The 23987-nt window shown below is 51.5% G+C and carries 16 protein-coding genes; 10 read left to right on the plus strand and 6 right to left on the minus strand.

The window, feature by feature from the left end; all coding sequences use genetic code 11:
• The first annotated feature begins 372 nt into the window (after window positions 1-372).
• The 6 genes from A1332_RS04050 (at window position 373) to A1332_RS04080 (ending at window position 9556) form a co-directional block, all read left to right on the plus strand.
• On the plus strand, window positions 373-1650 hold the full coding sequence (locus A1332_RS04050) for an HlyD family secretion protein (protein ID WP_064007281.1): 1278 nt from the start codon (window positions 373-375) through the stop codon (window positions 1648-1650).
• Between the two features lie 8 nt (window positions 1651-1658).
• A complete protein-coding gene (locus A1332_RS04055) occupies window positions 1659-2807 on the plus strand; it encodes a cupin domain-containing protein (RefSeq protein WP_064007282.1) in 1149 nt (382 codons plus the stop codon).
• A gap of 52 nt (window positions 2808-2859) precedes the next feature.
• Window positions 2860-3105, plus strand: coding sequence for a hypothetical protein (locus A1332_RS04060; protein WP_064007283.1), 246 nt, complete (start codon window positions 2860-2862; stop codon window positions 3103-3105).
• A 311-nt stretch (window positions 3106-3416) separates the two neighbouring features.
• A complete protein-coding gene (locus A1332_RS04065; RefSeq protein ID WP_064007284.1) occupies window positions 3417-3680 on the plus strand; it encodes a hypothetical protein in 264 nt (87 codons plus the stop codon).
• A gap of 910 nt (window positions 3681-4590) precedes the next feature.
• Window positions 4591-7401 carry a M16 family metallopeptidase gene (locus A1332_RS04075; protein ID WP_064007286.1) on the plus strand — a complete coding sequence of 937 codons (2811 nt, stop codon included), beginning with the start codon at window positions 4591-4593 and terminating at the stop codon, window positions 7399-7401.
• A 46-nt stretch (window positions 7402-7447) separates the two neighbouring features.
• Window positions 7448-9556, plus strand: a complete 2109-nt coding sequence (locus A1332_RS04080; protein ID WP_082879525.1) for a peptidase domain-containing ABC transporter — start codon at window positions 7448-7450, stop codon at window positions 9554-9556.
• Window positions 9557-9941: 385 nt separating this feature from the next.
• Here A1332_RS04080 and A1332_RS04085 read toward each other — a convergent pair whose 3' ends face one another.
• Genes A1332_RS04085 through A1332_RS04095 form a run of 3 tightly spaced genes read right to left on the minus strand, consistent with a single transcriptional unit; the run spans window position 9942 to window position 10782 of the window.
• Window positions 9942-10229: a hypothetical protein gene (locus A1332_RS04085; RefSeq protein WP_064007287.1), complete on the minus strand. Its 288-nt coding sequence runs from the start codon at window positions 10227-10229 to the stop codon at window positions 9942-9944.
• Between the two features lie 38 nt (window positions 10230-10267).
• Window positions 10268-10513: a hypothetical protein gene (locus A1332_RS04090; RefSeq protein WP_064007288.1), complete on the minus strand. Its 246-nt coding sequence runs from the start codon at window positions 10511-10513 to the stop codon at window positions 10268-10270.
• Window positions 10514-10569: 56 nt separating this feature from the next.
• Window positions 10570-10782, minus strand: coding sequence for a hypothetical protein (locus A1332_RS04095; RefSeq protein ID WP_064007289.1), 213 nt, complete (start codon window positions 10780-10782; stop codon window positions 10570-10572).
• A 442-nt stretch (window positions 10783-11224) separates the two neighbouring features.
• Between A1332_RS04095 and A1332_RS04100 the strand changes: the two genes are divergently transcribed.
• From A1332_RS04100 to A1332_RS04115, 4 genes are all read left to right on the plus strand, one after another.
• Window positions 11225-13414 carry a TonB-dependent receptor gene (locus A1332_RS04100; RefSeq protein ID WP_064007290.1) on the plus strand — a complete coding sequence of 730 codons (2190 nt, stop codon included), beginning with the start codon at window positions 11225-11227 and terminating at the stop codon, window positions 13412-13414.
• A 135-nt stretch (window positions 13415-13549) separates the two neighbouring features.
• Window positions 13550-14260, plus strand: coding sequence for a PepSY-associated TM helix domain-containing protein (locus A1332_RS04105; RefSeq protein ID WP_064007291.1), 711 nt, complete (start codon window positions 13550-13552; stop codon window positions 14258-14260).
• Between the two features lie 4 nt (window positions 14261-14264).
• Entirely contained in the window at window positions 14265-14948 is a 684-nt protein-coding gene (locus tag A1332_RS04110; RefSeq protein ID WP_064007292.1) for a Fe2+-dependent dioxygenase, read from the plus strand.
• Between the two features lie 497 nt (window positions 14949-15445).
• Complete coding sequence (locus tag A1332_RS04115) at window positions 15446-17455, plus strand: TonB-dependent receptor plug domain-containing protein (protein WP_064007293.1); 2010 nt, start codon at window positions 15446-15448, stop codon at window positions 17453-17455.
• A 146-nt stretch (window positions 17456-17601) separates the two neighbouring features.
• On the opposite strand, the gene A1332_RS04120 is transcribed toward A1332_RS04115, so the two are convergent.
• The 3 genes from A1332_RS04120 to A1332_RS04130 form a co-directional block, all read right to left on the minus strand.
• Window positions 17602-17988, minus strand: coding sequence for a NifB/NifX family molybdenum-iron cluster-binding protein (locus A1332_RS04120; protein ID WP_064007294.1), 387 nt, complete (start codon window positions 17986-17988; stop codon window positions 17602-17604).
• 111 nt (window positions 17989-18099) lie between these two features.
• Window positions 18100-18993, minus strand: a complete 894-nt coding sequence (locus A1332_RS04125) for a class I SAM-dependent methyltransferase (RefSeq protein ID WP_064007295.1) — start codon at window positions 18991-18993, stop codon at window positions 18100-18102.
• A gap of 122 nt (window positions 18994-19115) precedes the next feature.
• Window positions 19116-23951 carry a CheR family methyltransferase gene (locus tag A1332_RS04130; protein ID WP_197491390.1) on the minus strand — a complete coding sequence of 1612 codons (4836 nt, stop codon included), beginning with the start codon at window positions 23949-23951 and terminating at the stop codon, window positions 19116-19118.
• Window positions 23952-23987: the final 36 nt, after the last annotated feature.

The raw sequence follows: 23987 nt of genomic DNA on the forward strand, positions 1-23987 counted from the left end.
ACTTTGAACAGAGTATCTACCGTGCACAGACTAATCCATGATTTTTGCCGACCTACCGTTGAAATTGAGTTGATAAAAAGCAGTGTTTTTTTTAAAGTCCACTCAGCCTTCGTGCAGAAGGCTTGACGCCAGCCATGTCTCCTGACTAGCCAGCCTTCACGGTGCTAATCAATTCATCCAGGAGACCTTATGTCAAAATCATATTCCACCCGCTACATTCTCAATTCAAGCTGTTTCGCCGTGTCAGATAACGGTTTTAGGCAGCCTGAAACCGCAAATCTCATCAAACCGCTAATTTTTAGCTCGGCATTAGTCTTAGCAGCCCAACGAAACGCGTCGCTGTCAAACATCGAAACCCGATAGGCGGAACGCATGTTCTCGACGAATCTGTATCGCGCCGAAGCCATGGCGGCTCAGGTCGGGCGCTTGGAAGGCGACATCCTGCTGGCGAGATCTTGGTCGTCGTGGCTGGTATTCGGGATTGTGTTATCTCTTGTCGCAATCGCCGTCCTGTTTATCAGCCTTGCGTCCTATACCAAACGAACCAACGCCACCGGTATGCTGGTTCCGAACGGCGGTGCTATCGTTATCGCCACACCCTCGCCTGGGCTTATCTCGGCCGTTCATGTTGAAGAAGGCCAAACGGTTCAGGCGGGAGACACGCTATTTACGTTAAGAGACGAACGCCATCTTTCTTCATTCACCAGCCAGTCCGACGCAAGCGGCAGCCGATTCGCCGATCAGCTTGAAGCGGCGCTGCGCGCGGAAGAAGAAGCGAATCTCAGAGAAAAGCGGCAATTAAGCACCCTACTGGACAAAAACAATTCAGCGCTATCCAGGCAATTGGCCGCGATACAAGTATCGATTTCCGATGCCAAACAGCAAATAAACCAGCATCACGACAGATTGACTTTGGCGGAGCAGCGGCTAAATAAACACCGCGGCTTGGCAACATCCGGCTTTATTGCAAAAGACAAATTGGATGAGGAGCTGGATAACCTGGCGCTATTACGTACCCAGGCATCGGATCTAAAACGGGATTACGACGAATTAGCGCGGAAAAAACTCGAGCTGGAAGACGAAAAACGCATCGCGCCGGAAAAAACCCAAATCAGCATCGCCAATATCGATCAGGACTTAAGCGTACTCCGCCAAAAAATCCAGGAAGCCCACATTCAAAATCACTTGGCTATCGTCGCCCCGGTAGACGGCATTGTCACCGGCATTAACGCTCATCCCGGTCAAATTCCGGATAAAGAGGTTTTAGCCACCTTGCTTGGCAACGGCGCGGAACTGACCGCGCAATTGTACGTGACCACGCGCGGCATCGGCTTTGTCGAATCCGGCCAGAAAGTACGTTTGCGTTACCAAGCCTACCCCTATCAAAAGTTCGGCCAGTATTCCGGAACGGTCGCAACCGTCTCGAAAAATCCGGTTTCATCGAAGACGCTACCGAATTTATTCGCCAATTCCCCGCCCGACGATTATTACCGCGTCACAGTAAAACTCGATTCGCAGTTTGCCTTGGTGTACGGCGAGTCGAAACGACTGGTATCCGGCATGATCGTGGAAGCGGACATCGAACAAGATACGCGGCGCTTAATCGAATGGATTATCGAACCGCTTTACGGCTTAACCAAATATAACTAGGGACCACTATGTCATTGATTCGTTTCGGCATCGATAAAACACAATTTTTCGACACGCATTATCAAAATCAGTGGTGGCTGAAGCGCCAGGCGCTTTCCGAAAACTGTTTGAGCTGGAAGCATATCGACCACGCGCTTTACGCCATGGAAAACACCAATACGCAGATTAAGTTATTTAAAGACGGACCGGTCGATCCGGGCCGTTATACCGAGCCCTATTGGGAACTGGGCGAACAACGCACGCGAATCGTCAAAGACGTTTTATACCGATACTTAACGGACGGTGCGACCTTGGTATTAAACAAACTACAGCTCTATCTCCCGGAAATTAACGACTATTGCATGGATGTCGCGCAATTTGTCGGCGAAAAGACCAACGCCAATGCCTATGCGGCTTTCGGCGGCGACGGTTCGTTTGGCAAACATTGGGATACCCACGACGTGTTCGCCTTGCAATTGATTGGACGCAAAAGATGGCTGATTTACCAGCCCACGCTCGAACTGCCGTTACCTCATCAAACAAGCTTGAATCACAAAGCCGAATGTCCCTCCGAACCGGTACTGGACACGGTTCTGGAAGCCGGCGATATGCTTTATATCCCAAGAGGCTGGTGGCACGAAGCCCTTCCCATTGAAGGCGACGAGACGTTTCATATCGCCATAGGCACGTTTCCGCCTAAATTATTGGATTATCTGCTTTGGTTATGCGGCAAGAAATTACCGGATCTCGTTGAAAGCCGGGGTTCTTTCAACCCTTATCTAAATACTACGGACCTCATTGAAAGTTTTACCCCTATATTACAAAGCGCGCTAGCCGAACCGGAAAATCTAAATAACTTTTACAGTGCCGTTACGGAGCAACAACGAGTTAAATCGCGATTTAATATTGGCAGTTTGTCTCCGACTGGTATATCGGATAACACCGCCCTTCTCCGCAATAAAATTCGAATAAACTCGTTCCTACCAATATCTAACGATCAGAAGACCTTATTAGCTAACGGCTTCAAGATAAATCTCGACGCCGAGAGCGCCGACTTTCTTGCCGGCATCAGTTCAGCCGATAACTTGCAGGCCAATAAAAATGCTAAGCAATTATCCGACAAGGAGAGTCAATTGTTGAAAATATTATCGACATTAGACCTTATAGAGTTATTTTAGATAATTCGTTAAAAATTAACTCTATAACTTTTTTATTCAAGGAGATAAATATATGCGTGAATTAACCATTACGGAAATGGAGATTGTCAGCGGAGGGGTTGACTGGGATGAAGTCAGCGGTGGTTTAGCATTTGTAGGAACCGGCATCGCACTAGTTGCAGCTGCACCTGAAGTGGGCGCTGTAGTAGTTGCGGCCGGGGCGGCAGCCGTAATCTTAGGTGGGTTTGCCATAGGAGATGGCTTAGTTGAAGGCGGTGCTTTGAGTAGCGGTGGCGGGGAAGATGGCGATGGAAGCTAATAATCATTCACTCCCACATTTATCAACTTAACATTACATTATTGCGATATGAACGAGACACAGACTTATTTATTAGTTTTCGGCGTTATCCTTGTGATGATTACAACCATTATAGGAAAATCAAAATTTATTAAACCTAGCTCAGAAATAATAAGAAGGAGAGTACTTTGGATCAGCCTATCAATTATATATATAAACGCCTTCACTCACTTTACAATTAAATTTTTATCGTGAATCAACAACAAAGGCATTGAGAATCGGTGGTCGGTAAAAACCAATATACATATTAATTAAAATACAAGGATATAGAAATGCGTGAATTAACAATTCGTGAAATGTCTGTTGTCGGCGGAGGTATATCAGTAGGCGATCAAATTCAAGGCGGAACTGTTGTAGCCACTGGGAGTGTCTATACAGCGACACAAGCTGCTGCGGTTAGTAGTGTCTTAGGTGTTGCTGTCGGTGTTGTAGGCGTTGGAGTGGGATCTTTTCTTCTGGCGGACGCTATGCTCAATGATGGGGCCATATTTGCACAAATTCAGCGAGAATTACATGGTGAAGATGGCGACGGTTAATAATTTTTGGTGGGTTACTTTGCCGAGTATTTATTGAGGATGGTGCAATGATTTATCTTTTTATTAGTTTATTTTTCGCCGTAATGGTCTCTGTTATCTCTCTTGAAATGGTGATTAAAAGTCAATTACGTAAAGACAAGGATGCTATGACAAGATTTCAGTTTTTACTTCATTTTTTGAATTCGATAGCTATTTGTATAATTGCATGGTTTATATTAAAAAGTTGATAAAAACTGAAAATGGCTTGCCAAAGAATTTTTTTTATCGGTTATATATTAATTTTTTCTACATAACCTTATTATGAAAATTTACCAATTTTTAATTTCAGTTACCTAGGCTTTCGCCCTATTATTGACACTTGCTGTATTAACATTCGTATTTCCAAAAGCTACTGCGGATATTGCTTCACATCTCCATGGCGCAGAAGCGATTGCCTTATTTATCGCCTTCTTTTTTATATTGCTTTCCGGGTTTTTTTAATTTTAATAAATAAAAATCAAATCAAAAGGCTATTCTCGGAAAAATGCACCGCCGAATTCGTTTATCGACAGGACACAACAACTTACTTGATGACAGGATTTATTTGTGCCGGCGCGGCTTCAGATTTAGTTACACAAGACAAAGCGCTGAATGACAATATAGCTCTATTCTCGGGGATATTTTTATTACTGAGCATCATCGCTTTTATTTATCGTATATTTTTGCCATCAAAAATGCCATTTAGATAGGCCTTCTATGCGGATATTAGTTTAACCTCGTTAGTCGGATTGGCTTATCAATATCCATCCGCATGATATTTAAAATATGACGAGTGTATTTATTTGTCTGTCTGTATCTCTCTAAATTTAGTTATTACGGCTCATAATTTAATTAACTTCGACTTATTCAACCAAAGAAAGGAGTCTTGCCCATGAATCGTACCAGCTCGACCTTAATAGCATGTTTAATACTAACTCTCGTCAACGTTGGTACCGGGCACGCTACGGAAAATAAAACAAACAGCGCCGCCGCCGAGAAATACGGCGCGATCGAGCGGCAATTCGAGAACGGCTTCCGGGCCTTGTTGGTTCCCAATAGTAAGGCCGAGCGGACGGCGGTGACGCTGGTGTATTTCAGCGGTTCGCTCGCCGATCCCGAAGGAAAGTCGGGCCTCGCACATTTGCTGGAGCATTTGCTGTTTAGCGCGCCCACGACGCCGGGCAATCATGCGCTGGTTAGCGAGATGGCGCGCCGCAACATTGCCTATAACGGCAATACCAATTTCGACCGCACTATCTACCACACGGCCTTTTCAAGCGACCAGCCGACTTTGAACTGGCTGCTGGAACAAGAGGCTTTGCGCATGCATAAACTGACGATTACGGAAGCGGATATTGCCAGAGAATTGCCCGTGGTATTGCGAGAAAAGGAGCTTGGCGATAGCAATCATCAGCAAAAATTAGCGCAACAAATACTGCCGGTTGTCACTCGCTTTGCCCCCTATGTACGTCCGCCGATAGGTAACGAAGCTGAATTACGCAGTATCGCAATCGACGATGTCCGGGCTTTTTATCGAGCACACTATCGCCCCGACAATGCGCTGTTGATCATTACCGGTCGATTTGACGTTGCCGCAACCTGGAAGCAACTGGAAACTCATTTTGGTGGGATTAAATCTCCCAAAATCGGGCCGCCACCCACATTCCAGGCGGCGTCCCGAGTGGAGAGTAGCGACTCGCAGCGGAGTTTTCGCGGCGACGGCGATGGTGCTTCCGTCTCATTATTTTATCCGTTACGGCATTCGTTCGATGCCAAGCATGTTGCGGCAATGGGCTTATTGAGCGGGTTGCTAGCCGGTTCTCCGGCCAGTCGTTTACATGAGTCGCTGGTCAGCGCCGGACAGGCGGCCTCTGTCTCGGCAATACCGTTGCTATTACGCAATGGGGGTGCATTCGAAGTAACTGCGCTCCCGCTGACAGCCGATAACGAAGCGTTGGAACAACTCCAGAACACCTTAGCAGGCCAAGTGCAGTCGCTGGGCGATACCGAGTTCTCGGAAAAAGAACTGGAACGTACCAAAAACTTAATACGCAACGAAGCTTTATACGTGCAATCGGTAGCCGCTGCCTTTGGCTACCGATTGGCTGAATTTGCATCCATCGGCGACTGGCGGCTGTGGTTCGAGAGCATCGACGCGGCCCAAGAAATGTCTTTGCCGGAGATTCAGCAAACGGCCAAAGCGATTTTCCAGCAAAGTATCCCGGTTGCCCAACTGATGAGCAATCGACATGCGGCAAGCTTCATGGCGGAAAAGGAATCCGTGGTATCGCACGCAACAACCGGCGAACCATCCGCCGCGTCCGTGCCGGCGCACCTGCCGGAAACCGCGAGCCCAGCGGTTAACGATGCGACGGCGACGGCTCTTGATACGCAAATCGAGCGCTTTAGCATTAACGAGTCGCTGGCGGTTGCCCTCTGGCCCAAACCTATACCGATCGGTCGCGTGCAAGGACAGTGGAATCTGCGTATGGGCGCGGCGGACAGTATGTTCGGCAAACGTATTTTGGCTGATTTGACCGGTAGCCTGTTGGCTCACGGCTCAAACACTTTAGATCGGCAGAAATTGTTTGATCGCTTGGTTGGTTTGGATGCCCACTTGTCGATGACGCCAGTTGATGACCGCTTGGCGATTCGTTTCGATCTGCCCGCTAAATCGTTGCAGGAATTTCTTGGAATGCTGATCGATGTTCTTCGAAATCCGGCGTTACCGGAACAGGGATTCAAGGAAGTCAGGAATCAATTGCAAGTCGCCTACCAAAGTCAGGGCACAAAACCGCAAGTCGTCGCGGAAGAAGCCGTGACGGTAGTCACTAGCCATTACCCTATCGGCGATATCCGTCGCGAGCCCAGCAAGGCGGAAGCGCTTGCTGCATTGGAAAACATTGAATTGAACGATGTAAAAGCCTTCCATGCCGATTATTTCGGCGCGAATGGGGAGTTTATGCTGTCCGGAGAGTTTGATGCGAAAGCGACGCGTCAGCAGTTGGAGAGCCTGTTGGAGCCGTGGCACAGCAAGCAGGCATATCAGCGACCGCCCCTGCCCTACGCTGCATTAGGCCCCGGCCAGCATTTCATTGCCATGTCCGAGGGCTCGCACGGCATTTACACGGCTCAGCTCAGACGGCCATTGCAAGCAGACGAAGCCGACGCGCTGGCACTAGCGTTGGTGAATTTCGCGTTGGGCGAGGATGCGCTGCAATCCCGCCTCGGTCGCCGCCTGCGTCAACAAGAGGGCATTTCGTACGGCGTGGCCAGCAAGATGAGCGCATCCGCCTTCGAACCGCGAGCCACTGTCACCGTCAGCGCCACCTATGCGCCGTCCATGCGGCAACAGCTCTCAAAAGCCGTGCATGAGGAATTGGCGCTGCTGGTTAAAAACGGCCTCACGGAGGCCGAACTCAACAGCGCAAAAGATAACTGGCGGCGTCGCAATGACCTGAGCAAGCTCGATCATGACAAGCTGTTTGCTAAGCTGAATCTGTTATTGCGCTTGCGGCGCGATATGCAGTACTACGCCGAAATCAATGCCCGTGTGGAAGCCTTGACGCTAGCTCAGGTGAACGAAGCGATTGCGCGCCACATCAATCCCGACGCATTGCTGGAAGTTTTTGTCGATGCCGAAATCGGTGCGACGGCGAATGCCTCAAATGAAGCCGTTCGCGGTGAACCGGTCGAACCCTAATCGCTTGACTAGCCGATTCCATATTGCCAAGGGCAGCCCGCGACCAATGAAATACCGTAACTACTCACATTATTCGTCTTACTTGCAAACCACCGCGGCCGAATGCGGCTTGGCCTGTTTGGGCTATGTCGCCGCCTGCCACGGCGCCGAACACACCATGAGCGACTTGCGCGCAAAATACGCAGTTTCACTACGTGGCTCCACTCTGATGGATTTAGTCGGTATCGGGGCGGCGCTCGGGTTCTCATGCAGACCGCTACGCCTGGAATTGGCGGAACTCGATCAACTCAGTCTCCCTTGTATTTTGCATTGGCAAATGAGCCATTTTGTGGTGCTTAAAAAAGTGACCCGCGGGCAGGTGCTTATCCATGACCCGGCCAAGGGCGAAAGAGCGCTTTCTCCGGCCGAAGTCAACAAGCTGTTTACCGGGATGGCGTTGGAGCTGACGCCCTCGCCGGCGTTCGAACGTATCACGCCCAAGCCGCATATTCCCATCGCCAAACTGGTCGGCAAGATCGAAGGCCTGATACGCAGCTTGACGCAAATAGCGGTATTGGCCGTTGCCATGCAACTATTCGCATTGTTGACGCCGATAGTCGCGCAATGGATCGTGGACGGCGCGATTGTGTCCGGCGACCGGGACTTCCTGCTGATATTGGCCTTGGCTTATGCGTTGATTGCCGTGATTAAAATCGTCCTGGAAGCCGTCAGAAGCTGGCTGGCCATCGTGCTGGCGACGCAGTTTAATCTGCAATGGGCCGGTCGCATTATCGGCCATCTGTTAAAGCTGCCCGTGCATTGGTTCGAAATGCGGCACACTGGCGATATCGTGTCCCGGTTTCAATCGATGCAAGCTATTCAACAAACGCTGACCGGCAAATTGGTGGAAGTGGTCTTGGATGGCGGGTTCGGTTTAATTGTCCTGGCGGTGATGTTGTTGTACAGCCCCATGTTGAGCGCTTTCGCCATCGCCGCCGTATTGGCCTATCTGCTGATCCGCGTTTTGCCCCATGGCATTTACCACCGATTAACCGATGAAGCATTGGCGCTCGAAGCCAAGGCGCAAAGCCATTTCCTGGAAAGCATTCGGGCCGTTCACACCACAAAGTTGGCGGGCTTGGAAGAGCAGCGCCGGGCGCGCTGGCTGAATTTGTTCGTGACCGGCGTCAATAAACGCATTAGCGCGCAAAAAATGTCACTGGGATTTTCGCTTGGCTATAGCGCGGTATTTGCCGCCGAAGCCATCGCCGTGCTGGCGGTCGGCGCGATCATGGTCATGGACAACGCTCTGACCGTCGGCATGCTGATGGCGTTTATTTCCTACAAGGACGATTTTACCTCGCGGATGCAACGACTAATCGACAACCTGATGTCCATGCGCATGGTCAGCCTGCATGTGGAGCGTTTAGCGGATATTGTCTTGGCGGAAAAAGAGCCTACCGACGGCTACGCCGCGGACAAAGTCATCAACAGAAAGAATTTCAGCCCCATGATCGAGTTTAAAAACTTGGGCTTTCGCTACGGCGCGAATATGCCATGGGTATTTCGCAATTTGCATCTGTCCATCCGACCCGGCGAACACATCGCCATCGTCGGCGCGTCCGGTTGCGGAAAGAGCACCTTGGTCAAACTCTGCTTGGGTCTGCTCGAACCGACCGAGGGCGTCATCGAAATCGACGGCATGCCTTTAAGCCAATTCGGATTGGCAAATTGGCGCCGGCTGGTGGGGGCGGTGCTGCAGGAAGACCAATTATTCTCCGGGAGCCTTCAGGAAAACATTTCCGGATTCGACTTACAAACCAATTTCGAGCTGCTGAAACAAAGCGCTCATCTCGCCGGCATCGACCAGGAAATCGAGGTTCTACCCATGCGTTATCTATCCCAGGTTGGCGACATGGGCAGCAGTTTCTCCGGCGGGCAAAAGCAACGGCTCATCATTGCGCGGGCGCTCTACAAAGTACCGTCAGTACTGGTCCTGGACGAAGCAACCAGCCACTTGGATGTCGAAAAAGAGCGGGACGTGAATTTGGCAATCAATTCGTTAAGCATCACCCGCTTAACCATCGCCCATCGACCGGAAACCATAGGCATGGCCGACAGAGTCGTCTCTCTGGACGCGAGCAGATACAGTGTAAGCAGGGTTGGTAGTTTCTGAAGGCTATTCCGCGGTCCGACTAATTAGACTCGACACATTTTTGCCAATCTATTTTTCCGCCCGTGCCCTTTTTAGCGATAAATAGCGACATAGGCCAACTAAACAACCACCTGCTTTAGCCCGGAGCTTGTTTAGTTGCACGGTTTCGACGCCCCGCACCCACGATACTCGGCTGAGCGCGAATATTAGTCATTTGTTCGACAGGGAATGTCCAAACACCTGAAGGTTCGTGCTATTACGCCGGACGGCCTTGGCGGGCTTAGGGGTCAACAGGTAAGCAGTTGCAGGCTGCGATAATCGGTTCGGAGATCGCTCAATGATCTACCTAAGCAACTATGGCGACTGGCAATGTCGCCGGTTTGCTTACTGGATGCGAAGACTTCCGTCAGTCCTTTTTCTTGAAAAAACCGATAGTCAAAAAAGAGTCTGAGATTTCCTTAGTACTAGCCCGACCGGTAAGCACACGGTCGATCAGCGTTTTATTAGTTTTAACGTAAAAAGCCACGGCGAGCATTACCGCTACTAATGCTATCCACATCACCACCGCGCCTTCGCCTTGAAAACCCCCAACTATTTTCGCGCCGGTATCTGGAAACAGAATTGCCGCCACAAAATACGAGGACAACGTAGCAGAAATCAAGGCGATCATGATCGCGCCTGGATGGTATTTCATAAAAACCTCCGAGGGATTTTGCGGCTAGTGCAGTTTTGCTAATTAAGTCTGGTGCTGGATTTAACAACAGTAAATCCGGCGCGTTTGCTTTTGTCTTTTTGACCGGCTCTGGCCTGGTGCGCGGCTTCCACCATCGTATCGGCAAAACTCAGGAAATCGCTTACTTCCAGGCGCAAGGACATGTTCTGCACATGTAAATGCACAACACCGCATTCTCGGCAAATCAAGACTTTACTGAATTCGGTAGCCGCCAGACATTCGTGGATACAAGGTTTCTTGCTCATCATTTTACTCCTTCATAAAACAGCTCAAGCTGTATAAAAAATTCGGTGCTGGCGACTCAATGCCGCTCCGAGTGATGCAGATTTCCACCCAATTTCGACATCGCCAGCAATAGGAACATCTTCCAGACTATGCCCTTCGATCTCAAATCCAGACATCTAAAATCGGTGGCATGCAATTCGCCTTTTTCAACCAGCGTTGCCAACACCTCCGGCGCAATCGCCAACCTGACGGCGGAAGGTTCCTGAAAAAATGCCAACAATTTGTTCACGATAAAACATCCTGGATCGAATTTGATTTAAATGATAATTATTCTCATTTAAAAAGTAAAGCGCTACTTCTCTTCGGCTATATCGGCAAAACCTAGACTTTGCTTTGCAAAAGCCGTGACATGTTCAATGAATACCTATGCCCTAAAACAGCGCATCGTAATTGACGAAATTCCAGTCAATACCCACCCGGCCCCAGACGTTTCTGTATTGGAAACATACTGGCAACAACCTCCGGAGTTGACATTGGCGTCAAAAAAATTAAAATGAGAATCGTTATTATTTGAGAGTCGCCTAATTTCCAGCTGTTTTGGAATCAGTACATCTCGAATAAAGATCGATTGCCGGCCAACGATATGCCGGCCAGTACACCGAAAATCTTAGCCACCCAGCATTCCCCGCCAGGCAGCCAGCAACGTCATTAATGCTTATCAAGGGAATACTATGTCCGCAGACCATTCGACCACCCAAAAAACCTCCACTGCTAAATGGCGTCTTGGGGCCCTATTACCGCTGGGCGCAGCGCTGAGCGGAGTGGCGTTTGCCGCCGAGCCGCCCGTCGAAACCAATGGCAACGAAGAGCAGGAAGTGGTACTAAAAGACGTCAAGGTCAAAGCCAATCGCGATAAAACCACCCGCTTCAAAGCAGAGACCTCCACTACCGGCAGCAAGACTGAAATGGCGTTACGTGACATCCCGCAATCGGTCAGCGTGGTGAAAAAAGAATTGATCGAATCGCAAAACGCTTTCAATTTGCGCGATGCATTACGCAATGTCAGCGGCCTGACTATCGCCGCCGGCGAAGGCGGCCGTACCGGCGACTCGATTACCCTGCGCGGTTTCGCCGCCAGTTCGGATCAATATTTGGACGGCGTCAAGGACAACGGCCAATACAATCGCGATACCTTTTTCATTGAAAAAGCCGAAGTGCTGAAAGGCGCTTCGTCGATTTTATTTGGCCGTGGTGCCACCGGTGGCGTGATCAATCAAGTTGCGAAAAAGCCGACCGGCAGAACGGGGATTAACGGTAGCTTTACTTACGGTCTGTATGACTTCAAACGCACAGCCATCGATGCCGAGACCAAGTATCAAGACCTGTCGGCAAGGTTGAACGTGATGTATCAGGATGCCGATTCCTACCGCGACTATAACGTCAGCAACCGCTGGGGGATTGCACCCTCGTTCAAATGGGACATCAGCGCCGATACCGATTTGACCCTAAACCTGCTGCATCAACAGGAAGAAGGTGTGTTCGACTACGGCGTGCCTATGTATCAAGGCCGGCCTGCCGGGGTACCGATCAACAGCTTCTATGGCTTTACCGATAACCGAATGATGGATACCGATGTCAATGTTGCCACCGTAGCGCTGAGCCATCGCTTCAACAGTGATTTTTCGGTAAAAAACACCGTCCGTTACGGCGATTACGAACGTAAATACCTGACCCATCTTTATTCCGGCGCGGCGGCATACACCGGAGCCGATGCCGGCACTATCGCCCGTTCGCAAGCCTTGCGCCTGAATACCCAGGAAAACGTCTACAACCAGACCGATTTTGTCTACAAAAAACCCTTGTTCGGCTTTAACAATACCTTGATGTTCGGTAGCGAATTCGGCTGGGAAGAGTACGATTTCAAGTCGAAAAACTCGACCGGCGTCAGCCGCGTGTCGATATTCAACCCGCGTCTTACCGCTAGCGTCACCGGCTTGGCGTACGACTTCAGCGGCACGCTGGCCACTGATCGACTGACGCAAGCCCAAACCTACGCCGGCTATGTGTTGGATCAATTCGAGATCAGTCCGGAATGGAAATTATTGGCCGGCACCCGTTACGACGTGTTCGACGCGCAACAGACCGACCGCATTGGCGCAGCCGATTTCAACAGCAGTGTCGATCAGTGGAGCCCGCGCGGCGGCATCGTCTGGCAACCCAGCAAGACCCAGTCCTATTATTTCAGTTACGGCAAATCATTTAATCCGTCCGCCGAGAGCCTCAGTTTATCGGCCAATAATGCCAACCTGCCGCCTGAGCAAAACCACAACTACGAGATCGGCGGTAAATGGGAATTATTGGATGGCAAACTGTCAGCCACTGCCGCTTTGTTCCGACTGGAAAAAACCAATGCCCGCACCACCTCGCCGCTCGATGCCAACCTGCAAATCCTGGCCGGAGAGCAAAGTACCGACGGCTTCGAGGCCGGTCTGGCCGGCGAAGTGTTACCGAAGTGGGACGTATCGCTGACCTATGCGTATCTTGACGCGAAAATCAACAAATCCACATCAACGGCAACCGGCTCGGTCAGCGGCTTACTGAAATCCTTTGAAGGCATGACTGCCGTCAACGTGCCTGAACATAGCGGGGTGGCCTGGAGCACCTACCACTTAACCGATAACTGGGAAGTCGGCGGCGGGGTGTATTACGCCAGCCACCGGTATGCCGACAGCGTCAACGAAGCCGTACTGCCGGGTTACGCCCGCCTGGACGCGGTGGTGGCTTATCACCAAAAGCATTATGACGTGCAACTCAACGTATTCAATCTGACCGATACCGTCTATTACGAATCCGGCCAAACCAACTCGGCTTTGCCGGGCATGCCGATATCCGGGCAATTGACGGTGAGCTTTAAGTATTAACCCTGGGCGCCTGAGTTGTTGAACGATATTGACCGGCTTTATCGATCGTCCGTTCAGCAGCTCAGGCTCCACTTAAGGAAAACCAATCTATTACCGTTTGCCAACCCACTAGCCATAGGTTTTGGAAATTAACCCATGAATACCGCTACCGACCCATTACTGACGCCAGCCAGCCGCCCGCCCAAGAAAACCAACGGCGGCTATCTGTTTTTACCGAAAAACCTATCTCGCAGCGCCTTCCTGAAATGGCTGCGCCGCACCCATGCCTGGTTCGGGCTGTGGGGCGCGGCACTGGGTTTGCTATTCGGTTTTACCGGCATTTTAATGAATCACCGCGATGTGTTGAAAATCCCAATCGGCCGGATGGAACAAAAAGAAATCCAACTAGCATTGCCGGACCCGCATCCCACGGACCCGAAAGAGCTGGCCGCCTGGCTGGGCCAAACTTTAGGTGTAGATACGTCCCACGCCAAAATCCGCAAGGAACCCGGTAAAACCGTGACTTGGAACAATCAAGCGGTCCAGCAACCGGCATCCTGGCAAATCAACGTCCGCAATCCGCAAAAGATGCTGTCCGCCGACTACTGGGAAGGCAACGCCTTTGTCACGGTCAAGCAAGGCGAAGCAAACTTGTTGAACACGCTGAACAATCTGCACAAGGGCACCGGCATGGGCGTGGGCTGGGTGTTGCTGGTTGACACTTTGGCCGGCGGCTTGCTTTTGCTGAGTTTGACCGGCACTTTGCTATGGACCCGGTTGCACGGCAATCGCATTGCAGCCGCTGGCTTGGGGCTGGGTTCGATGAGTTTGGCCGTGTTTTTTGCCATGCAAGCCATCGCGGATTAGAGCCATGTTAATCGAAATTCCGGAAGTCCTCTCCCAAGCCGAGCTGCAAACAGTCCGCGAGCTATTGGCCGATGCCCCTTGGGCGGACGGCCGCATCACCGCCGGCACGCAGTCCGCGCTAGTGAAAAACAATTGGCAATTACCGGAGCAAACCGAGCAAAGTCATGCCGCCCGCGCCATCGTGCTGGACGCATTGAATCGCAATCCGCTATTCCTGTCGGCGGCGCTGCCGAAAAAAATCTTCCCGCCGCTATTCAATCGTTACGCCGGAGAGCAGAACACTTTCGGTAACCATATCGATAATGCTATCCGCCAATGTCAGATCAGCGGCCAACGGGTGCGCACCGATTTGTCGGCTACCCTTTTTCTGGCCGACCCGGACAGTTACGAAGGCGGCGAGTTGGTCATCGAAGACACCTACGGCGAACATGCAGTGAAACTGGCAGCGGGCGATATGTTGCTGTATCCGGGCTCAAGCCTACACCGGGTGGAACCGGTGACGCGCGGCGCGCGCTTGGCCTCGTTTTTCTGGCTGGAAAGTATGGTGCGCGAAACCGAACGCCGCCGCCTACTGTTTGAAATGGATATGGCTATCCTGCAATTGCGCAACACCCAGGGCGACAGCGCCCCAACCGTCAACCTGACCGGCTGCTATCACAACCTGCTGCGGATGTGGGCGGATGTATGAAACCTACCTGATTATTAACTCGGCCCTTGTATTCACAGTGTCGTCATTCACGCAAAATCGGGAGCCGTTACCGCGTGGCGAATCCAGTATGGCACTGGGGCCCCACCTGCGCGGGAGCGACGTATTCCCGACGCACTTCGCCTGGCGCCCGGCCACTGGGGCCCCACCTGCGCGGGAGCGACGCTATTTAACAGCCGGGTTAATAACACCTTGCTTCAGATCAAGGTCTTGAGCATCTTAAGCTAGAACGCTGCTGAAAACTTTAAGCTCGTCCCGCCGTAATCGGGCAAGCGGCCACTCGACTTACCCTCCTCCATTCCTTAGCCTTAAAGCGCGCCCGCCATTCACCGAATCTGCGTAATCCGCAGCACAATCAGTCAATAGACTGACCTAAATGCTACAAAAACTTTGTGATAAATCGATGCTGCGCTACATTTGCAACTGAAGAATTAACCGAGAGATATCATGTCTCTTGCCTTGCCCCCATTTGCAGCAGAATGAAAAACACCTTTTACACCGTTTGGATAAGCGCGCTATCTTTGGCTATCCATACGGAAATTGCCTCGGCCGATACCGATTTAACCGAGTTAAATATAGAAGAACTGCTATCGGTAAAAATCACATCCGTTTCTAAGAAAGCCCAAGCGCTAGGGGATGCGGCGGCGGCGGTATTTGTCATCAGCAACGACGACATCAAACGCGCGGGCGCCACCAACATTCCGGACGCACTGCGTCTGGCGCCCGGTATTGACGTCGGCCGGATCGACGCCAACAAATGGGCGGTCAGTTCGCGCGGCTTTAACGGCCGGTTTTCCAATAAGTTATTAGTGTTAATCGACGGCAGAAATATCTACACGCCGGCGTTCTCCGGCGTGTATTGGGAAATGCAAGACGTGATGCTGGAGGACGTGGAGCGCATCGAGGTCATTCGCGGCTCCGGTGCGGCGCTGTGGGGCGCCAATGCTGTGAATGGGGTCATCAACATCATCACCAAACATGCCGCGGATACGCAAGGCGGCTTGTTCGCGGCTGGCGGTGGCAGCGAGGAACGCGGGTTTGGCGCATTCCGCTACGGCGGCAAACTGAACGAGAACACCAGCGGCCGGGCTTATATCAAGGGCTTTGAACGCGATGCCCTTAGCAGGCCAGCCGGCCAAGCTGTCGGCGACGCCTGGAGCAAAATGCAGGGCGGTTTTCGTATAGATTCAGACTGGTCGGCTGCCGACTCCGCAACCGTGCAAGGCGATGTGTATCATAGCGATTTAAACCAACAAATCGGTTTAGCGTCGCTCACGGCTCCCTATCGAGAAACCATCTCCGACCAGGTTCAAGCCACTGGCGGTAATTTGCTTGGCCGTCTGCAACATCGCATTTCCGACACCTCCAATTACGCCCTACAACTGTACTTTGACAGTTACGACCGCAGAGAAAGTTTTATTGAAGAGGAGCGCTATACCGGAGATGTGGATTTTCAACACCGCTTTGCCCTGAACGATTGGAACGACATAATCTGGGGGGCTGGTTATCGATATACCTATACCAAAGAAAACCAAGTTAAGCAGAGTATTGTTAATTTTACTCCTCCTCAACGCGGTGAGAGCTATTTCAGTACGTTCTTACAGGACCAATTGACCTTAGTTGACGAACAACTGTGGCTCACGCTGGGTTCCAAACTGGAGCATAACGATTACACCGGCATAGAGGTGCAACCCACGGCCCGTCTGCTCTGGGGGCCGGACCCCAACCACCGGCTGTGGGCGGCGGTCTCCCGCGGCGTGCGCATTCCGTCGCGGGTGGATGCCCATATGGAACTGATCGGCCAAGTCGTGCCTCCGCTTACCAGCCCCAACAGCACGCCTTTGCCGCTCGCCTTGGCGGTAACCGGTTCGAACGCTTTTCGTTCCGAAGAAGTGTTGGCGTATGAAACAGGTTATCGCTACACTCCCAGCAATACTTTTTCCCTGGATGTGTCACTGTTTTACAACGACTATAAAAACCTACGTTCCTATACCGCCGGCAACATCGACACCACGAATCTACCGTTTTTTATAAAACAGCCATTCATAGTTGATAATGCCGGAAAAGGCCATACCTACGGGGTGGAAACGGCGGCGGTCTGGAAGATGCTGGATTGGTGGCGCTGGGATTTAAGCTATAGCGTTTTAAAGACCGAGCTGGCCAGCAATCAGTATTATCAGGAAGCCATATCGCCGCAGCATAAAACCTCATTACGCGCGCTGCTGAATCCCACCGAGGACATTACCCTGGATGCCTGGCTGCGTTATGTGGACAATGCCAGCGCCTTTACGCTGTCAGGGCCGGCGTACATCAGGTCTTACACCACCCTGGATTTACGTCTGGCATGGAAACTCAATCAGGCCGTCGAGCTATCGCTGGTCGGACAAAATCTATTGGACAACCAACATCTGGAATACATCCAGGAAACCTTCACCCAAGCCGCCGAAGTTCAACGCGGCGTTTACGGCAAAGTGGTTTGGGAGTTTTGAGTTTGTAGTAAAACGTTTGCGCCGAGCTAGTAAGCGGCACGGCCCTTAAACTCCCCGGAGTAGTCATACCGCTCAGCGAACCAAGTCCGGCAACTGGGCTCCCGCCTGAGCGGGAGAGACGATATTTAAGTTATTTAAGTTCGGTTTCACTGATCGCTGGTTTTTAGGCAATGTGCTTCCTCATGCGGCAGGCCATCGACAAGTTCGCCAGCCAGATAGGCGGCCACCGCTTTCAAAGGCGATGTCTCGCTGCTGGTATGCAGTTCGGTATTTCTCTCCAGCAGGTTACGTTTCACTCCTTCTCCCGCTGATCCGGCAATAGCTACATCAACATAATGCAGCGGATGCCGATTGCCGTCGCCACGCACATGCCATTCATGCAGGCTGCCAATCTCGGTTAGATCAAGCGTCCAAGCCAGACTCGCCTCCGCGTCATTCCCGGCAACATAGACCAGCCAGCACGATGCCCTGCCGGCATGTGGCGCAATGCTTCCATCCTCTCCAACCGCTACGGCAATCAGTATTTCGTTCATCGATTCGGTACCTTTGACAAAGAAAATTTGTTACTGAGTAAATCCCTTCTTTTAGAGATAGTCAATGTTATCGTCATCCGCCGGCTAATTTCGCCGCGGGTACTCCAAAGCCTATTGAACGGCACCGAGCGCCGTTCCGGGCTTTATAAACCGCAAGGTCATGCGATCACTTTCCCCGATTGCGGCGTATTTATCCCTATCCTTGCTGCCAAGGCTGAATGCCGGCGGCAAACTCCACACGCCGCCCTCGTGATCTTTGCTGTCCAACGGGTTGGCATTGACCTCGCTGGATGCCTGCAACACAAAGCCGGCCGCACCGGCCCAGGCAATCAGTTGATTTTGGCCGATATAGCCTGAAAAATCGTCGTCCGCCACGTCGCCATTCGCCCTGTGTTCGACCAGTCCCAGCGTGCCGCCGGGTTTAAGCACGTCGAAAAAACCCTTGAACATCAATGCGACGCTATCCGCTTCCCGCCAGTTGTGGACATTGCGGAACGTCAATACCACATCCGCTGACGCGGGTGCGCCGAAGGTCGGCTTAGCCTCATCAAAAAGCCGAATCTCCGGATTGCCGTATAGCCCTGGCGAAGCCTGAAATTTGCGTTCAAGCGCGTTGAATTGCTTTGCATAATAGTTTTTGGCGCTGTCTTTGACAGCGCTATCAGGGTTTATCACAGCGGCGACGTAATGGCCGCTTTCGCGGAGCAAAGGCGCCAGAATCTCGGCATACCAGCCATAACCCGGCGTTATTTCGATCACAGTCTGCTGAGATTTGACGCCGAAGAACGCCAGCGTTTGCAAAGGATGCCGCCACTTGTCGCGAGCGACATTAGCGGGATCTCGCCACTCACCGGCAACAGCCGCTTCCAGTGTCAATGGCGTCTTCGGATTTTCATCCGGCGGTGTGCAGGCACTAAGGATGGCAATAGCGGCTACAAGTATGGAAATTCGAATCACGGCAACGTCATTCCAGGTAAGGGAATTTAAGGGCCGGGTTAATAACACTCTAAGCAATTCGGCTCCGCACTTCGAGACAACCCGAAACTTACAATTCCCCTGATGGGAATTTACAGTAAAAACCAACAACACCATGATGCGCATCGAGAACGACCAGCAAAGCTTCCAATTCAAGCCCGCGCACTGTGCTCCAACCAATACAACAAACGAGCACAAAGGCTGGCAGGATCAAACGGTTTGGAGAGAAAATCATTCATACCCGCTTGCAAACACAACTCACGGTCTTCAGCAAAAGCGTTAGCGGTCATCGCGATAATCGGTACATTTTGCCAGCCGTCCAGCAAGCGGATTTGCCGGGTAGCCTCAAGCCCATCCATCACCGGCATCTGCATGTCCATAATCACCAAAGCAAACGGCTGTTGTTTGGCCAGAGCCAGCGCGTCCGCGCCATTATCCGCTACCGTGACCTCAAAGCCGGCCGCTTCCAGCAGAATGACGCCAACCGCTTGATTGATCGGTTCGTCTTCTACTAGCAACAAACGGGTGCCGGCATATTGGCTACGCAGAATCTGCTCTGCGGTGTCGTCGCCGCTGTCCAGCAATTGCCTGGTGCCGCTTATATGGCTGCCCTTGCTTAACCAAGCGGTAAACCAAAAGGTACTGCCATGTCCCACCGAGCTAGTGGCATCGGCTTGGCCGCCCATTAATTGAGCGAGCCGTTTGGTAATTGCCAAGCCCAAGCCGGTGCCGCCGTGCTTGCGGGTGATGGAATTATCGATTTGCTCAAACGCGGAGAACAACTTTGGAATCATATCCGACGGGATGCCGCGACCGCTGTCACGCACTTCCACCCTCAACAGCACTTTATCGCCTTGTTCGCTGACCGGGAAAATCCGGACCTGCACAAAACCTTTGTCAGTAAACTTGATCGCGTTGCTGATGTAGTTTATTAACGCCTGGCTAAAGCGGGTGGGGTCTCCACACAATAGATAGTTTAAAGTTGAGCAATCCACGCTTAAGCTCAGGCCTTTGTTTTCAGCCAATTCGTGCATAATCGTCTGAACCTTGGCCGCCACTTCAATTAAATCGAACTCCACGGATTCCAACACCAACTTTTCTGCCTCGATCTTGGACAAATCGAGGATATCGCTGATCACGCCAAGCAAATGTTGCGCCGAGTCGCCAATTTGCTTCAGAAAACTCGTTTGCTCCGGGTCTGTTACTTTGCGGGACAAAATATGGGTGAGACCGACAATGGCATTGAGCGGGGTGCGGATTTCGTGACTCATGTTGGCCAGAAATGCAGTTTTTGCCTGGTTGGCGGTATCGGCACGCAGATTCGCTTCAACCAGTTCGTCCAAGCGCTGGTGCATCTGCGTAATATCGATATGACATCCCACCATTCGAAGCGGCTCACCGGTTTCCGCCCACTGCACCACCCGGCCGGCGCAAATCACCCATACCGTGGAACCGTTCTTGTGTCTATACCTCACTTCGTTGTAATAAGGCTCTGCACCATGACTGGCTACATGGCGCTCGAACTTTTCGGTAACACGGGGCAAATCCTCGCTAAAAATGTATTTTTTCCAGGATTCCGGGACATTTGGAAATTCGTCATCCCCATAACCCAACATAGCTTTAAAGGTATCACTAAAATATTCGCTGCCTTTGGGAATGTTCCAATCCCAATAGCCCGCAAAAGCCGATTCCAAAAGCCCCTGCAAATGGCTCAGCTCTTCCTCTAGCAGAGCATTTTTGCGCAATTGCTCTTCGGATCTCTTCCGCGCGGAAATATCGATCACCACACCGATATATTTAATCACGCTGCCATCGTCATTCGATAGCGGGCGACCTCGGCACATTAGCCAGCGCGGCTCCTGCCCCTCAGGGAGCACGACCCGCCATTCAGTTTCGAACGCAGCCGAACGCGCGACCGCATCTGCGTTGATGGCCTCTACCCGCGCGATGTCGTCCGGATGCACCGTTTTCCGCCAAGACGCATAACAGGGTTCGACCGAGCCATAAGGAATGTTGTACAAAGCCCATAGGTCGTCAGACCAATAATTCCGGTTAGTCGCCAATTCCCATTCCCACGAACCGCCTCTGGCGGCGTCCATGGCCAAACGCACGCGTTGCTCACTTTCGCGTAATACTCTCTCGGCTTGCCGCTGAGCCGTCACCTCTGTCGCCACCCCAGCGACATAACACCGGCCTTCCACATCGCAAAAGCTAAACTTGCTGCTATGCCAAATTTGCTCGCTACCGTCTGTTTCGATGATCGTTTCATCTATTTCTAACGCCTGCCCGGTCTGCATGACTACCAAGTCATTGGCGCGTAACTGTTCAGCAACGCTTTGCGGCCACACCTCAAAATCGGTTTTATTCAGACAGTCCTGGAGTTTTACCCGAAAGCGCTGTTCATACACTTTATTTAAATAAACATAACGCCCCTCATCGTCTTTAATCCAAGCCGCAGCGGAACTGTTATCCATGAACAGCCGAAAGCGGGCTTCAATATTTCTCTGGGCTTCTTCGGCGGAATACAACTCGGAAATATCGGAAAAGCTCAACACCGCGCCGGCAATGTCGCCCACCTCGTTCTCGAACGGATCGATCTGCATCAGAAAATGAAAATCGCCGTGGTGGATCTGCTCCACCACCGACTCGCCACTAGCTACTACGTTTCTCACGAAGTCTCGTAACTTGGGTATGGGAATATGACAGGGAATCCCGTACAAAAATTGCCCAATATCGTCCGGCACTAAGCCGAACACGCGGGTAGCGAAGGCATTGTAGCGCGTGACATGGCCTTCTTTGTCGACCAGGACCAAGCTACTACGCAGGGAATTTTGGATACTCGTCAGCGTGGCATTGAGTTGCGCTGACTCCAGTGACTTAACCCGCAGTTCATCATTTAGGGTGGTTAATTCTTCATTCGACGCCTGCAATTCCTCATTGGACGCTTGTAATTCCTCGCTGGAGCATTGCACTTCCTCGCGCAGTATTTGCAATTCGGTATTGGCGGATTCGAGTTGGTTAATCACGCTGTGCAGGAGCTCTCGACTCTCCACCAACTCTCGGCGAATTTCCGCAATTTCATCATCGGGTTGTTCAACCGTTCCGGGGGCTTTTTCGACTAGCGGGACGGGCACATCCTCGGCAAACGTAATCAGGATGCCAAATTCATGACTGCCCGGCGTCTGCTCAATGCGGGTCACTTTCGGCCTGACCCGGCAGGCGACGCCATCGATACACAAATCGAGCGAAACACCCGTGGCGACGTTTAGATTTTCTTGCATCAACCTGAAGCAGAGCGCTTTCAGCTCGTTTCGCAACTCCGGCAGACACAGCGAAAACACTGAAAAATCGGTACTTTCTTCAGGCAAACCAAAAAAGCGGCGACCATTCCCAAAAAAGCGCAACGGTTCAAAATTATCATTGATCAACACGCCGGCTGGCGCGTAATCCCTCATCAATGCGTTAATGGCCAGCGCGGTTAGCGCTTGCCGATAGTTCACATTTCCCATATTCGTGTTGGTTCTGTTGGCTTCCAAGGCCACATTAAAGGGCGAATAACGAAGCACATGCCGTGAATCCACTGCACGACGGCGATACAGTTTATTGCTGCCATCCAATACTTCAAACAGGGGCGAATTAAGCCCAACTGATTCTGATTTTCCCAGGAATAATAAGCCGTCAGGCTTCAGCGCATAATGAAAGGCATTGATTAAGTCCATTTGCTGCGCCGGTTTGAAATAAATCAGCAAATTTCGGCAACTCACCAAATCCATATTGATGAAGGGCGGGTGATGAATGATGTTATGCGTGGAAAAGATGCATAACTCGCGAACAACCGGCTGAATCCGCCAGCCGCCGCCTTCATTCTTGAACCAGCGTTGCTGCCGCTCCGGACTCAAACCAGCCATTTCTCGGGATGTATAGACTCCGGCCCGCGCGAACTCAATTGCCTCGTCGCGAATGTCGGTAGCAAACACCCTTACTTCGAACAGACTTAGCCTGTCTCCCAAAATTTCGGCTAGGAGCATCGCAATAGAATAAGGTTCTTCACCGGTTGCGCAGCCAGGCACCCAAACCCTGATCGAATCGCCGGCGGCTTTGTCGATGACTAAAGTCCGTAATGCTGCCTCCAAAACCACAAAGGCGGTGTCATCGCGAAAGAACGACGACACAGACACCATGAAGCGGTGTTGCAGTCGGCTAAGTTCTTCCGGGTGTTCTTTAACGTAGTCGACATAGCGTTCCAAGGACTCGATTTCCAGACTGCGAAACCGGCGGAACGCCTGTCTGCGCAAGGTGCCTTCCTTGTAACTGTTAACATCCAAACCCGTCGTATGGTGTACCAAGCGGATTAGTTCAGCAAAAGCATTGGCAGAGCCCATCACTTCATCGTTGATAACGAAATCAATGTCATCAGTGTGATTCAGCCACTCGGCAATTTGTTGCGAGCTACCCACCAGATCCGCCAGGCCTAATTTAATCACTGACTCGGGCATCGCGCTATGCACGGCATCTGCCGGATTTTGCAGGATGACCAAGCCCTCCGCAGCTGCCACAGCCTCAGCTCCCAAGGTGCCATCGTGTCCAGAGCCGGATAAAATGACCACGATGGCCTTTTCCTGGCGAGTTTCGGCTATTGAGCGGAATAATCGATCAATCGATGGTGCAATGGGTTGCCCGTCTTCAGACTCAGATACTATCAATCGGTCATCGACCACCTCGATATTGTGCCCCGGCGGACACACAAAAAGGTGATCTGGCGCCAGTGCCATACCATCCTCTGCCCAGGATACGGCAAGCTGGCATTTGCTCTGCAATAGTTCTATAAGGGAACAGGGTTTATCGGGTGATAGATGATGGGCCAAAACATAGGCGTATCTGGCCCGCAGCTTCAATCCGAAAATAACCGGCAGTAAGGCTTGCAGCCCACCGGCGGAAGCGCCGATACCGACGACTTCGCACTTTCTTTGTTCTCCCTCGCTACCCACCAACAACCCCTTCGCTTATTATTTTTATAATGATTA

It is taken from the genome of Methylomonas methanica (genome assembly GCF_001644035.1).
GTDB classification, from domain to species: Bacteria; Pseudomonadota; Gammaproteobacteria; order Methylococcales; family Methylomonadaceae; genus Methylomonas; species Methylomonas methanica_A.